Genomic DNA, 12,109 nt, shown 5'->3' on the forward strand with positions numbered 1-12,109 from the left:
CGCCATTCCGGGGCGCCACAGGTCCAATCAGAACGCAACCTTGCTTTGAAAGAAGGATGTGACCTCAATGCGTACGATCGACTTCTCCCCCCTCTATCGCTCCGTCGTGGGCTTCGACCGCCTGGCGAACCTGCTGGAGACCGCGGCCGCCGACGCCGCCACGGGCTATCCGCCCTACAACATCGAGCGCACCGATGAGAACGCCTACCGCATCGACATCGCGGTGGCCGGGTTCCGTCCCGAAGAGCTGAACGTCGAGGTCAAGGAAAACCTCCTGACCGTCACCGGCAAGAAAGCCGCGAACGACGACACCCGCCGCTACCTGCACCGCGGCCTTGCCGAGCGGAACTTCGAGCGCCGCTTCCAGCTCGCCGACTATGTGATCGTGACCGACGCCAACCTGGCCGACGGCCTGCTGTCGATCTCGCTGAAGCGCGAGCTGCCGGAAGCCCTCAAGCCGCGGAGCGTGCAGATCACCACCGGCCCCTCCACCCTGATCGAGGGCGAAAAGGCCGCCTGAGGCGGCCCGGAGGTCCGATGACCACGAAGGCGGCGCTCGCAAGGGCGCCGCCTTTCTTCGTCGCGGCGCTGGCCCGATCGCAGATCGCCCCCGCTCAGATCGCCCCGATCAGATCGCCCCGATCAGATCGCCTCGTCGAGGCCGCGCGCGCCCTGCCGGAAGGCGCCCGTGAAATTGGCCTGTTTGAGCAGAGCGCCGCTGAAGTTGGCCCGGCTGACGTCGGCGTCCTGAAAGACCGCGTGCCGGACGTCGGCGCCGGTCAGGTCGGCGCCTTTGAGCTGCGCCCCCGCGAGGTTGCACGGCAACACACGGTCGGCCCCCAGTAGCAGAGGTCCCAACTGGGCCTCCCGGAGGTCCGCGCCCGACAGCTTGACCCCGACAAGGCGCGCGCCCCGCAGGTCGGCTCGGCGCAGGACGGTGTTGCGCAGGTCGGCGCCTTCGAGGTGGGCGCCCTGGAGTTGCACGCCCTCCATGTCGAGGCCGTAGAACGTCGCGTGCTTGGCGGACAACGCGGTGAGATTGTAGCCGCGGATCGAATTCAGCGCCCGCAGGTCGGCGTTATCGAAGGACGAAGGCTTGCCCTCGGCGCCGCCCGTCTCGCACCAGCGGGCGTGGTCCCGGATCATCTCGGCATAGGGCAGATCGCTGAGCGCGCGTCCCGCCGGCTCGTCGGTGAGCGCCCCGGCCATATTGGCCTGCGACACATTCCAGGCGACCGTACGGGCGCCGACCAGGATCGCGTCGCGCAGGTCGGCCCCGGCGAGATCCGCGCCCGAAAGGTCCGCGCCCGACAGGTTGGCTCCGGCCAGATTGGCCTGCTTCAGGTTGGCGCGGATGAGCTTGGCGTCCTTCATCACCGCGTCGGTGAAGTCGGCGCGGACAGCCATGGCGCCCGAAAGCCGCGAGCGCTCCAGGTTGGCGCCGGCCAGGATCGCCCCCTGCAGTTCGCCCGAATTCGGCCGCCCGATCTCGAGCTTTCGGAAGCCGAAACGCCGGTCGCCGGCGGCCAGGGCCCCTTCCCGCAGGTCGGCCTCGAAAAGGTCGGCGCCGGTCAGATCGACACTGCGCATGCACGAGCCGCGCAGGTCGGCGCGTCGCAGCGAGGCCTCCCGAAGATCCGAGCCGGTGAGGTCGGCGCAGAACAGGTTGGCGTTGTCGAGCCGCGCGCCGCGGAGATCGCAGTCGTTGACGATGGCGCCGGTGAAGTCGGCGTCGCAAAGGTTGCGGCCGCTGAGCTTCGTTCCCGACAGGTCCTTGAACGCGAATACGGCGCGCGCCCCACCGGGCTTGGAACTCCAGAGACGGTCGTGCTTGGCGCAGATGGCGTCGACCTCCGCCTGGGTCAGGCGGTCCTGGACGAGCGTTCTGGCGTTTTCGGCGGGCAGCATGCTTCCGGCAAGCGCAGTAACAGACAGTGAACCATGCTAGGCGCCCGGGATTAACGGCGACTTTCCAGACTCTGGCCGAGCACCGGGCGCGTTGGGCCCCTCAGCGCGCCGCCGGACGGTAGTCCGCGTAGAGCTTCGCCGCCTCGTCCGCCAGGAGCCCCACCTCGACGGCCAAGCCGTGTTCGCGCAGGCGACGCACACCGGCGCCGTCGGCGAAGACCGACGCGTCGGCGCAGGCCACGACCACCCGGGCCACGCCCGCCGCCGCCAGCCGCTCGCTGCACGACAGCCCCCCGGACGAGCGCTTGGCGCAGGGCTCCAGCGTCACATAGGCCGTGGCGCGGACGGCCGCGGCGCCGGCCGCGTCGAGAGCCTGCTCCTCGGCGTGCGGCCGCCCGCCCCGCGCGGTGACGCCCTCGCCGACGATGGCGCCGGCGGCGACGATCACACAGCCCACCGATGGGTTGTCGGCCGTCCGGCCCACGTTCTCCGCCGCGAGCGCAATCGCCCGGCGCATGAAATCCTCGTCGCGCATCGTCTCCATCCCGATCCCGCCGCCGGCTCGCCTACTTGTAGATTCCACGCGCAGCCGACAACATCCGATCGCCGCGCGTGGCGTTTCCCTGCGGCCGCTTCGGAGGCCCTCGATGCGCCGTCTGATCCTCACCGCTCTGGTCACGGTCTGCGCCCTCGCCGTCTGGGCTGCTGTGTTCCTCGCCGGAACGTTGGAGGGGTGGTGGCGCCGGCCGCTGGCCCCGCCCGGGGACGCCGCCGCCTTCATGGCGGCCGCCACGCGGCTGGCCGACGCCGAGGGACCGGGCGCACTGTCCCTGCTGCTGATCGAACGCGGCCGGCCTATGGGTGAGCACCACCTCTCGCGCGGCGCGCCGGTGGACCGGGACACGCTGTTCCAGGTGGCGTCTCTGAGCAAGTGGGTGACCGCGCTGGGCGTCATGACGCTGGTCGAGGGCGGGCGGATCGACCTGGATGCGCCGGTCGACACCTACCTGAATCGCTGGCGCCTTCCGCCCGGCGACTTCGACAACCGCGGCGTCACCGCCCGACGGTTGCTGAGCCATACTGCGGGCCTCACCGACGGACTGGGCTACGCGGGCTTCGCGCCGGGCCGGCCTCTCCAGTCGTTGCCCGAATCGCTCACCCGCGCCGCCGACGCCTCGCCCGGCCGGGACGGGGTTGTGCGCGTCGGGCAGCCGCCCGGCGAAGCCTGGCGATACTCGGGCGGCGGCTACACCCTGCTGCAACTCCTGATCGAAGACGTCACCGGCGAGACGTTCGAGGCCTATATGCAGCGCGCGGTCCTGCAACCGCTCGGCATGGCGCGCTCCACCTTCGTGACTCCCCCGGAAGGCGCGCCGAACCTGGCCGGCTTCTACGACGAGGACGGCGGCCTCGCGACGCACTACCGTTTCACGGCGGCGGCGGCGGCGGCGCTCTACACCAGCGCGGCCGACATGGCCCGGCTGATCCAGGCCCACCTGCCCGGCCCCGACGGCGCCCTGCCCGGCCGGGGCGTGCTGAGCCCGGCGACGCTGGAGGAGATGCGCCGGCCCCACGCGCGGCAGATGGGGGCCGACATCTGGGGCCTGGGCGTCGTCCTGTACGCGCCCAACGGCGCCGGCGGCCACATCGTGGGACACGACGGGAACAACGAGCCGGCGATCAACACCGCCGCGCGCTTCGATCCGGCCAGCGGCGACGGCATCGTCCTGCTCGAGAGCGGCGCGCCGCTGCTCGCCACCCGGCTGGCCGGCGAATGGGTCTTCTGGCGCACCGGCAAGGTCGATGCGTTCATGGTCCTGATGGAGGCGCGGAAGACCCTGACCGGTCTCGTCGCCGGCGCAGTCCTGATCCTCGTCGCGGGGATCGTGGTCGGGTGGCGGGTGCGACCCCGCAAGGCCGCCGCCTGACCACGCGCGATCAGACCGGCGGGATGGCCGTGGCCCGCTCGGCGTCCAGGTAGCGGGCGGCCGTGGGTTTCAATCCGGCGTCCAGTTCGATCACCAGCGGGTTCGAGGTGGGGATCTCCACGCCGACGATGGCGTCGTCCGACACGGCGAACAGCAGCTTCACGATGGCCCGCAGCGAATTGCCGTGGGCGGCGACCAGCAGGGTCTCGCCCGCCTTGAGGCACGGCGCGATCTCGGCGTCCCAGTAGGGCTGCACACGATCCAGCGTGGTCTTCAGGCTCTCGGTCACGGGCAGGTCGAGGCCGGCGTACCGACGGTCCTTCGAGAAATCGAACTCGCCGCCCGGCGCCAGGTTCGGCGGCGGGATGTCGTAGCTGCGGCGCCAGATCTTCACCTGGTCGTCACCGTGCTTCGCAGCGGTCTCGGTCTTGTTCAGGCCGGTCAGGCCGCCGTAATGGCGCTCGTTCAGCCGCCAGTCCTTGATCTCGGGCGCGTAGGCTTGGCCGGCGGCGTGCAGCGCCAGCCACGAGGTGCGGATGGCGCGGGTCAGCACCGAGGTGAAGACCCGGTCGATGGCGATGCCCGCCGCCTTGATGAGTTCCCCGCCCTTCGTCGCCTCGGCCTCCCCCCGGGGCGTCAGGTCCACGTCCACCCAGCCGGTGAAGCGGTCCTCCAGGTTCCACTGGCTCTGGCCGTGACGCAGCAGGATCAGGGTGGGCAAGGGCGGGCTCCTTCGGGCGTGCGAGGCGGTTCGGCTAGGCAATCGAACCCGAGGCGTCAAGTTTCCCAGTTCGCCAGGACCCGCTATAGCGGGCCGATGCTGGACCGCTTCTACCTGCCGATCCTCGCACTTGCGGCCGCGGCCGCGATCGCGCTGGCGATGGTCTGGCCGCAGGGCCTGGGCGACCGCTCGCCTGCGCCGTTCGGGCGCGAGCCCGTGCAGCGCACCGCCGAAATGCAGGCGCAGATGCAGCGCCAGCACGAAGCCGCCCAGCGCCGCGCCGAACAGGCGCGCCAGGCGGTCCGCAACATCCAGAACCAGGCGATCGCGCCCTCTCAATGACGCATCCGCCAAGGACGAAGCCGGCCCAATGACCCGCCAGGACACCATCGCCGTCGGCCGCCGGGTGCTGGAGACGGAATCCGAGGCCCTCGGCCGGATGGCCGCCGGCCTGGGCGACTCCTTCGCCGAGGCGGTGGAGATGCTCTTCGAGGCACGCGGACGGATCGTCTGCACCGGCATCGGCAAGTCGGGCCATGTGGCGCGCAAGATCGCCGCCACCCTGGCCTCGACGGGCTCGGCGGCGATCTTCGTGCACGCCAGCGAGGCCAGCCACGGCGACCTGGGCATGATCGGGGCCGACGACGTGATCCTGGCGCTCAGCAAGACCGGCGAGACGCGCGAACTGGCCGACGTGATCGCCTACGCCGCCCGCTTCCACATCCCGCTGATCGGGATGACGGCCGCCCCGGACAGCGCCCTGGGCCTGGCCTCGGACATCCTGCTCCAGCTTCCCGACGCGCCCGAGGCCGCCGCCGCGGTGAACGCGCCCACCACCTCGACCACCCTGCAGATCGCCCTGGGCGACGCCCTGGCCGTGGCGCTGCTGGAGCGGCGCGGATTCCGGCCCGAGCAGTTCCGCGACTTCCACCCCGGCGGCAAGCTGGGCGCCATGCTGCGGACCGCCGCCGATCTGATGCACGGCCGCGAGGAGTTGCCGCTGGTGGCGCCCGAGACGCCGATGCGCGACGCCCTGCTGGTGATGAGCGAGAAGCGCTGGGGCGTCGTGGGCGTCGTGGACCCGAAGGGCCGCCTGCTGGGCGCGATCACCGACGGCGACCTGCGCCGCCATATCGACGGTCTCCTGGATCACAACGCCGGCGACGTGATGACGCCCGGACCGCGGAAGACCGCTCCGCCGGGGATGCTGGCGGCCGAGGCCCTGGCGCTGATGAGCGACCCACCGCCCGCGGTGACGGTCCTGTTCGTGGTCGAAGACGGCAAGCCCCTGGGCATCCTCCACGTCCACGACCTGCTGCGCGCCGGCGTAATGTGATCGCTCCTCCCCTGTCGCGAAGACGACGGGGGAGGTGGCTCGGCGCGGAACGCGACGAGACGGAGGGGGCGCAAGCTGGAGGTCGGCGCGCGCCGCTTCGCGCCCCCTCCGACGCCCCGGATCGAATCCGGGGCGCCACCTCCCCCGAAGTGTTCCCTTCAGGGGGAGGAACGTCTTCCCGTTAAGGCTTCCTCAGTGGCCTCGCCCCTATCGGCGGGCTAGACACGGCCCCCTAGCTGACCGCCTGGAGTCCCCATGCTGACCGCCCCCCGCGCCGACCTGAAGCCCAACACCTTCGAGTACGAGAACGCGCCGCTGGTGAAGGCGACGGGGTTCCGGGAGTACGACGCGCGCTGGCTGTTCGGGCCCGAGATCAACCTGCTGGGCGTGCAGGCCCTGGGCCTGGGCCTGGGAACCCTGATCCAGGAGATGGGCCAGACGCGGATCGTCGTGGGCCACGACTTCCGCAGCTATTCGCTCTCGATCAAGCAGGCGCTGACCATCGGCCTGGTGGCGGCCGGCTGCGAGGTGCTGGACATCGGCCTCAGCGTCTCGCCGATGGCCTACTTCGCCCAGTTCGACCTGGACGCTCCTTGCGTGGCCATGGTGACGGCCAGCCACAACGAGAACGGCTGGACCGGCGTGAAGATGGGGGCCCAGCGGCCGCTCACCTTCGGTCCCGACGAGATGGGCCGGCTGAAGGAGATCGTCCTCGCCGCCAAGTGGGCCCAGCGGCCGGGCGGCTCGCTCGCCCACATCGCCGGGGTGGCCGAGCGCTACATCGCGGACGCCGCCGGGAGGGTCAGCCTCACGCGGCCGCTGACCGTGATCGCCGCCTGCGGCAACGGCACCGCAGGCGCCTTCGCGCCCCAGGCGCTGCGGAAGATGGGCGTCGCCAACCTGATCGAGATGGACTGCGACCTCGACTGGACCTTCCCGAAATACAATCCGAACCCCGAGGACAGCGTGATGCTGCACGCCATGGCGGCGGCCGTGAAGGAGCACGGCGCGGACATGGCCCTGGGCTTCGACGGCGACGGCGACCGCTGCGGCGTGGTGGATGACGAAGGCGAGGAGATCTTCGCCGACAAGATCGGCCTGATGCTGGCCCGCGACCTCTCGATCCTGCACAAGGACGCCACCTTCGTCGTGGACGTGAAGTCCACGGGCCTGTTCGCCACCGACGAGGTGCTGAAGGCCAACGGCGCCAAGACCGTCTACTGGAAGACCGGTCACAGCTACATCAAGCGCAAGACCGCCGAACTGGGCGCGCTGGCCGGCTTCGAGAAGAGCGGCCACTTCTTCATGAACCCGCCGATCGGGCGCGGCTACGACGACGGGCTGGTGGCGGCCGCGGCGATCCTGGCCATGCTGGAGCGCAATCCGGGCCAGAAGCTCTCCGACCTCAAGAAGGCCCTGCCGGTGGCGTGGACCTCACTGACCATGAGCCCGCACTGCGCCGACGAGGAGAAGTACGGCGTCGTCGACGACGTGGTGGCCGAATACACCGCCCTGCGCGACGCGGGCGGAACCATCCTGGGCCGGAGGATCGTGGACCTGGTGACGGTGAACGGCGTGCGCGCGGCGCTGGAGGACGGCTCGTGGGTGCTGGTGCGCGCCTCGTCCAACAAGCCCGAGATCGTGGTGGTGGTGGAGAGCACGCAGTCCGAGGACGACATGCGCGCCCTGTTCCGCGACGAGGTGAAGCCGCGGCTGGCCAAGCGTCCACAGGTAGGCAGGTACAACCAGGAGATCTGAGCGGTTGCTGGCGCGGCAGACCTCAGGCTGTCGAGGCTCGCGCACGTCTCGTTGGAGGCGCTCCGCCAACGCCTACAGTCGACCCGTTGCGGACATTGTATTCCGCCTCCAAGCTTGGTCGATGAACTCGGAGATGCCGCCGGAAATGGATTTGCCGCCAGCCTTTTCTCAGAAGTTCTCGGGACCAGTGAACGACTACGAGCTTCACTATGATCCAACAGTTGCCGACAGAGGCGGCATATCCGTGAGTGGCCTGGGGGAGACTGCCGACGGCGAGTGGGCCGTTTATGTCTGTGAGCGAAACGCCCATGGCTGGGAGCTGTGCGGCATCACCCAGGGCACACAACATGTCTGGGGCGACACGTACTGGTTCGAGTTGCGCCTGGGTCCCGCAGTGCGGCTAAACTTCTGGGGAAACCAAGTCCTGATCCGCTCCGATAAGCCCTGCTGATCATCCGACCAGAGTCTGTAGTCCACCCTTCGCCGAACCTTGTCAGTCGTGGCCACGGACCCTCTCAGACCGCGGGCTTCACGTCCGTCTTCGGGAAGTCGTCGCCCTTGAACAGCAGGCCGTCGCCCTCGACCTGCGCCAACGCATAGGCGAAGCAGTCGCCGAGGTTCAGCGGGCCGCCGGCGCCCTTGCCGAAGCGGCGAAAGGCCTCGAAGGCCAGATCGCCCGCCGCGGCCGGCATGTCCGCCCCATCGACCTGAAGCGCCTCCATCAAGGCGCGGGCGTCGGCGACGCCAGGATCGCCCCCCTCACGATATGCGGCGACAAGGACTTCCCACCGATTGACCGGCGAAATGACCCCGCCGCGGGCGATCAGAATGTCCGAGTAGGTTCCGGCGTCCGGCTCGTCGAACAGAATGGCGAGCACGGCCGACGCATCGACCGCGATCACTTCGGCAGGCCGTAGTCGTCGTAGAGGTCGTCGTCGGTCAGCCTATGCCCGGTCTTGGGAAGCGCCGCGAACGAGGCCACAAGCTCGCGCACACGCCTGCGCCTGTCGGCCAGTCCGCGATCCGACTCGATCCGGTCCAGCTTCTCGCGGACCGCTTCGGCGACGGCGTCCGTGATGGACTCACCCGTAAGGGTAGCCAACCTGCGGATATCGCTGGCGACGTCTTCCTTCCTGATCTGGATCGGCTTTGTCATGACGGCGAAAAATGTATCATGATCGCGATCTGCACGCCACCCGGCCCACAAATTGCTGCACCGCGATAGAGGTGTGCCGTTGCGACCGATTGCGGCGCATGGTGAAAGGCGCTGCCTTCCAGGGAGTTCTTGAATGCGCGTGGCGATGATCGGGACGGGCTATGTGGGCCTCGTCAGCGGGGCCTGTTTCGCCGACTTCGGCCATACCGTGACCTGCATCGACAAGGACGCGTCCAAGATCGAGCAGCTCAAGGCGGGCGGCATCCCGATCTACGAACCGGGGCTGGACCAGCTCGTCGCCAGCAACGTCAAGGCCGGGCGCCTGTTCTTCGACACCGACGCCACCCAGGCGATCCGGGAGGCGGACGCGGTGTTCATCGGCGTAGGCACCCCGTCGCGTCGCGGCGACGGCTACGCCGACCTGTCGTACGTCTATGCGGCGGCCGAGGAGATCGCCGGCCTGGTCCAGGGCTTCACCGTGGTGGTCACCAAGTCGACCGTCCCGGTCGGCACCGGCGACGAGATCGAGGCGATCTTCAAGCGCGTGGCGCCGGACGCCGACGTGGCGGTGGTGTCGAACCCGGAGTTCCTGCGCGAGGGCGCGGCCATCGAGGACTTCAAGCGGCCCGACCGCGTGGTGGTGGGCACGACGGACGAGCGCGCCCAGGCGGTGATGCGCGAACTGTACCGCCCGCTCTACCTGAACGAGACCCCGATCCTGTTCACCAGCCGCCGCACCAGCGAGCTGATCAAGTACGCCGCCAACGCCTTCCTGGCGCTGAAGATCACCTACATCAACGAGATGGCCGACCTCTGCGAGGCGGTGGGCGCCGACGTGCAGCAGGTGGCCAAGGGCATCGGCCTGGACGGCCGGATCGGCGGCAAGTTCCTGAACGCCGGCCCGGGCTATGGCGGCTCGTGCTTCCCCAAGGACACCATCGCCTTGGTGCGCACCGCCCGCGACGCCGGGTCTCCGGTCGAGCTGGTGGAGACCACCATCAAGGTCAACGACGAGCGCAAGCGCGCCATGGCCCGCAAGGTGGTCAAGGCGCTCGACGGCGACCTGAAGGGCAAGACCGTCGGCGTCCTGGGTCTGACCTTCAAGCCCAACACCGACGACATGCGCGACGCCCCGTCGCTGGCCATCGTGCCGTCGCTTCAGGACAAGGGCGCCCGGGTCCAGGCCTACGACCCCGAGGGCCATGAAGCCCGCGGCCTGCTGTCGGGCGTCGACTTCAAGGACGATCCCTATGCGGTCGCCGAGGGCGCCGACGCCCTGGTGATCATCACGGAATGGGACCAGTTCCGCGCCCTGGATCTCGACCGCATCAAGCTCCTGATGAAGAAGCCGGTGCTCGTCGACCTGCGCAACATCTACAAGCCCGCGGACATGCGCGCCCGCGGCTTCCAGTACCTCAGCGTCGGACGAACCTGAGTCGGGCCTGAGTTCGGGCCTGAGTTCGGGCCTGAGTTCGAACCTGAGCCCGCGCCCCGGGCGCGGGCGGAGCCGCTCGTCAGAAGCCCAGGCCGGGCGTCTGGAGAACGCGCTCCACGATGAACGCCGCGCCGGCCCAGAAGGCCGCGCCGAGAAGTCCTACGAAAGCCAGACACGCGATCGAGCGGGCCGGCCGCTCGATCTGCCGCGCAGCGCCGCCAAGGGCGAGATCACGCCGCATGAAATCCTCCCAAGTTCCGTCGTGCTCGCCCATGTCGAGCCGGGCGATTGTGTCCACGATGACACAAGGATTCAGGAATGGCTAGGGTTACGCTCGCCGACCGGCGGGCGGACGCGCGCTTCGGCGCCGCGGCGTGACGGGCCGTCGACGACAGGTTCGCAGGACGGCTATGCGCCTTTGCAGCACCTCGGGGGTCAAATCGGGAACGCCGCCAGGGCCGCCCTCGGACCGACGTCAGGGTCTCAGGCGGCGGCCTTCTTCACGGCGCCGGCGATGTCCTTGACCACCTGGTTCACCAGCGTCTCGTCGTCGCCCTCGGCCATGATGCGGATCAGGGGTTCGGTGCCCGAGGCCCGCACCACGAGGCGGCCCGAACCGTTCAGCCGCTGCTCGGCGGCGGCGAGAACGGCCTTCACCTGATCGCTCTCCAGGGGCTTGCCGCCCGAGAAGCGGACGTTCTCGAGGAGCTGGGGCACCGGTTCGAACTGTCGGGCCAGCGCGCTCATCGGCTTCCCGCCCTCCTTGAGCACCGCCAGCACCTGCAGCGCGCAGAGCAGGCCGTCGCCGGTGGTGGAGAAGTCGGACAGGATGATGTGGCCCGACTGTTCGCCGCCCACGTTGTAGCCCGCCTCGCGCATCCGCATCATGACCGCCCGGTCGCCGACGGCCGTACGTTCGAGCTTGAGCTGGCGGTCGGCCAGGAAGCGCTCGAGGCCGAGGTTGGAATAGATGGTGGCGACGAGCCCGCCGCCCCGCAGCCGCTGGCGCCGGGCCCACTCTCCGGCGATGAGCGCCATGATCTGGTCGCCGTCGACGACCTGACCCTTCTCGTCGCAGATCACCAGCCGGTCGGCGTCGCCGTCCAGGGCGATGCCGATGTCGGCGCGATAGTCCTTGACCGCCTTCTGCATGGCGGCGGGGTGCGTCGAGCCGCACTCCTCGTTGATGTTGGTCCCGTTGGGCGCGACGCCGATGGGAATGACCTCGGCGCCCAGCTCGTACAGAGCGGCCGGCGCCACCTTGTAGGCGGCGCCGTTGGCGCAATCGATCACGATCCGCATCCCCGACAGGTTCAGGCGGCGCGGGAACGTGGCCTTGGCGATCTCGATATAGCGCGCCTGGCTGTCGTCGATCCGCTGCACGCGGCCCAGGCCCTCGGGGCCGGACAGGTTCTGCTCCAGCCCCTCGTCCATGCGGGCCTCGATGGCCAGTTCCTGCTCGTCCGAGAGCTTGTAGCCGTCCGGCCCGAACAGCTTGATGCCGTTGTCGGTATAGGCGTTGTGCGAGGCCGAGATCATGACGCCCAGGTCCGCGCGGAGGCTGCGGGTCATCATCGCCACGCCGGGCGTCGGCAGGGGGCCGAACAGCCGCACGTCCATGCCGACGCTGGTGAAGCCGGCCACGAGGGCGGGCTCGATCATGTAGCCGGAAAGCCGGGTGTCCTTGCCGATCACGACGAGGTGACGACGGTCGTCCTTCGACATGAAGAGCTTGCCGGCGGCCATGCCGACCCTCAGGGCCACCTCGGCCGTCATGGGATGGCGGTTGGCTTCGCCGCGAATGCCGTCAGTGCCGAAGTAGGCGCGCTTGCTCATGGGATAATCTGCCGGAAATGCTCTGGAAACG

At 69.5% G+C, this 12,109-nt stretch carries 14 protein-coding genes; 7 read left to right on the forward strand and 7 right to left on the reverse strand.

The features are described from left to right. The first annotated feature begins 67 nt into the window (after nucleotides 1-67). Nucleotides 68-520, forward strand: coding sequence for an Hsp20 family protein (locus ABS78_RS17545; protein WP_293382275.1), 453 nt, complete (start codon nucleotides 68-70; stop codon nucleotides 518-520). A gap of 122 nt (nucleotides 521-642) precedes the next feature. On the opposite strand, the gene ABS78_RS17550 is transcribed toward ABS78_RS17545, so the two are convergent. Together ABS78_RS17550 and ABS78_RS17555 are read right to left on the reverse strand one after the other, a co-directional pair. Continuing rightward, a complete protein-coding gene (locus ABS78_RS17550) occupies nucleotides 643-1,908 on the reverse strand; it encodes a pentapeptide repeat-containing protein (protein ID WP_293382278.1) in 1,266 nt (421 codons plus the stop codon). A gap of 100 nt (nucleotides 1,909-2,008) precedes the next feature. Next, nucleotides 2,009-2,443 carry a deaminase gene (locus ABS78_RS17555; RefSeq protein ID WP_293382281.1) on the reverse strand — a complete coding sequence of 145 codons (435 nt, stop codon included), beginning with the start codon at nucleotides 2,441-2,443 and terminating at the stop codon, nucleotides 2,009-2,011. A gap of 112 nt (nucleotides 2,444-2,555) precedes the next feature. On the opposite strand from ABS78_RS17555, the gene ABS78_RS17560 reads away from it, so the two are divergent. After that, on the forward strand, nucleotides 2,556-3,836 hold the full coding sequence (locus tag ABS78_RS17560; RefSeq protein WP_293382284.1) for a serine hydrolase domain-containing protein: 1,281 nt from the start codon (nucleotides 2,556-2,558) through the stop codon (nucleotides 3,834-3,836). Between the two features lie 10 nt (nucleotides 3,837-3,846). Here ABS78_RS17560 and gpmA read toward each other — a convergent pair whose 3' ends face one another. Next, entirely contained in the window at nucleotides 3,847-4,557 is a 711-nt protein-coding gene (gene gpmA / locus ABS78_RS17565) for a 2,3-diphosphoglycerate-dependent phosphoglycerate mutase (RefSeq protein ID WP_293382287.1), read from the reverse strand. A gap of 96 nt (nucleotides 4,558-4,653) precedes the next feature. Here gpmA and ABS78_RS17570 point away from each other — a divergent pair, with 96 nt between their 5' ends. The 4 genes from ABS78_RS17570 to ABS78_RS17585 all read left to right on the forward strand — a co-directional run bounded on the left by ABS78_RS17570 (nucleotide 4,654) and on the right by ABS78_RS17585 (nucleotide 8,102). Then, entirely contained in the window at nucleotides 4,654-4,899 is a 246-nt protein-coding gene (locus tag ABS78_RS17570; RefSeq protein ID WP_293382290.1) for a hypothetical protein, read from the forward strand. Between the two features lie 28 nt (nucleotides 4,900-4,927). Further along, complete coding sequence (locus ABS78_RS17575) at nucleotides 4,928-5,893, forward strand: KpsF/GutQ family sugar-phosphate isomerase (RefSeq protein WP_293382293.1); 966 nt, start codon at nucleotides 4,928-4,930, stop codon at nucleotides 5,891-5,893. A gap of 255 nt (nucleotides 5,894-6,148) precedes the next feature. Continuing rightward, a complete protein-coding gene (locus ABS78_RS17580) occupies nucleotides 6,149-7,651 on the forward strand; it encodes a phosphomannomutase/phosphoglucomutase (RefSeq protein ID WP_293382296.1) in 1,503 nt (500 codons plus the stop codon). 121 nt (nucleotides 7,652-7,772) lie between these two features. Continuing rightward, the gene (locus ABS78_RS17585) at nucleotides 7,773-8,102 is read left to right on the forward strand and encodes a hypothetical protein (protein ID WP_293382299.1); all 330 of its coding nucleotides are present in this window, start codon (nucleotides 7,773-7,775) and stop codon (nucleotides 8,100-8,102) included. Between the two features lie 64 nt (nucleotides 8,103-8,166). Here the strand turns inward: ABS78_RS17585 and ABS78_RS17590 are convergent, their stop codons facing one another. Both ABS78_RS17590 and ABS78_RS17595 read right to left on the reverse strand, forming a co-directional pair. Next, the gene (locus tag ABS78_RS17590) at nucleotides 8,167-8,553 is read right to left on the reverse strand and encodes a type II toxin-antitoxin system VapC family toxin (RefSeq protein ID WP_293382302.1); all 387 of its coding nucleotides are present in this window, start codon (nucleotides 8,551-8,553) and stop codon (nucleotides 8,167-8,169) included. Next, complete coding sequence (locus tag ABS78_RS17595) at nucleotides 8,550-8,807, reverse strand: type II toxin-antitoxin system VapB family antitoxin (RefSeq protein ID WP_293382305.1); 258 nt, start codon at nucleotides 8,805-8,807, stop codon at nucleotides 8,550-8,552. The genes ABS78_RS17590 and ABS78_RS17595 overlap by 4 nt, the downstream gene beginning before the upstream one ends. A gap of 133 nt (nucleotides 8,808-8,940) precedes the next feature. Between ABS78_RS17595 and ABS78_RS17600 the strand changes: the two genes are divergently transcribed. After that, on the forward strand, nucleotides 8,941-10,242 hold the full coding sequence (locus ABS78_RS17600; protein ID WP_293382308.1) for a UDP-glucose/GDP-mannose dehydrogenase family protein: 1,302 nt from the start codon (nucleotides 8,941-8,943) through the stop codon (nucleotides 10,240-10,242). A 79-nt stretch (nucleotides 10,243-10,321) separates the two neighbouring features. Here the strand turns inward: ABS78_RS17600 and ABS78_RS17605 are convergent, their stop codons facing one another. Together ABS78_RS17605 and glmM are read right to left on the reverse strand one after the other, a co-directional pair. Further along, on the reverse strand, nucleotides 10,322-10,483 hold the full coding sequence (locus ABS78_RS17605; protein ID WP_293382311.1) for a hypothetical protein: 162 nt from the start codon (nucleotides 10,481-10,483) through the stop codon (nucleotides 10,322-10,324). 242 nt (nucleotides 10,484-10,725) lie between these two features. Next, a complete protein-coding gene (gene glmM / locus ABS78_RS17610; protein WP_293382314.1) occupies nucleotides 10,726-12,078 on the reverse strand; it encodes a phosphoglucosamine mutase in 1,353 nt (450 codons plus the stop codon). Between the last annotated feature and the right edge of the window lie 31 nt (nucleotides 12,079-12,109).

It is taken from the genome of Phenylobacterium sp. SCN 70-31 (genome assembly GCF_001724605.1).
Lineage (GTDB): Bacteria > Pseudomonadota > Alphaproteobacteria > Caulobacterales > Caulobacteraceae > Phenylobacterium.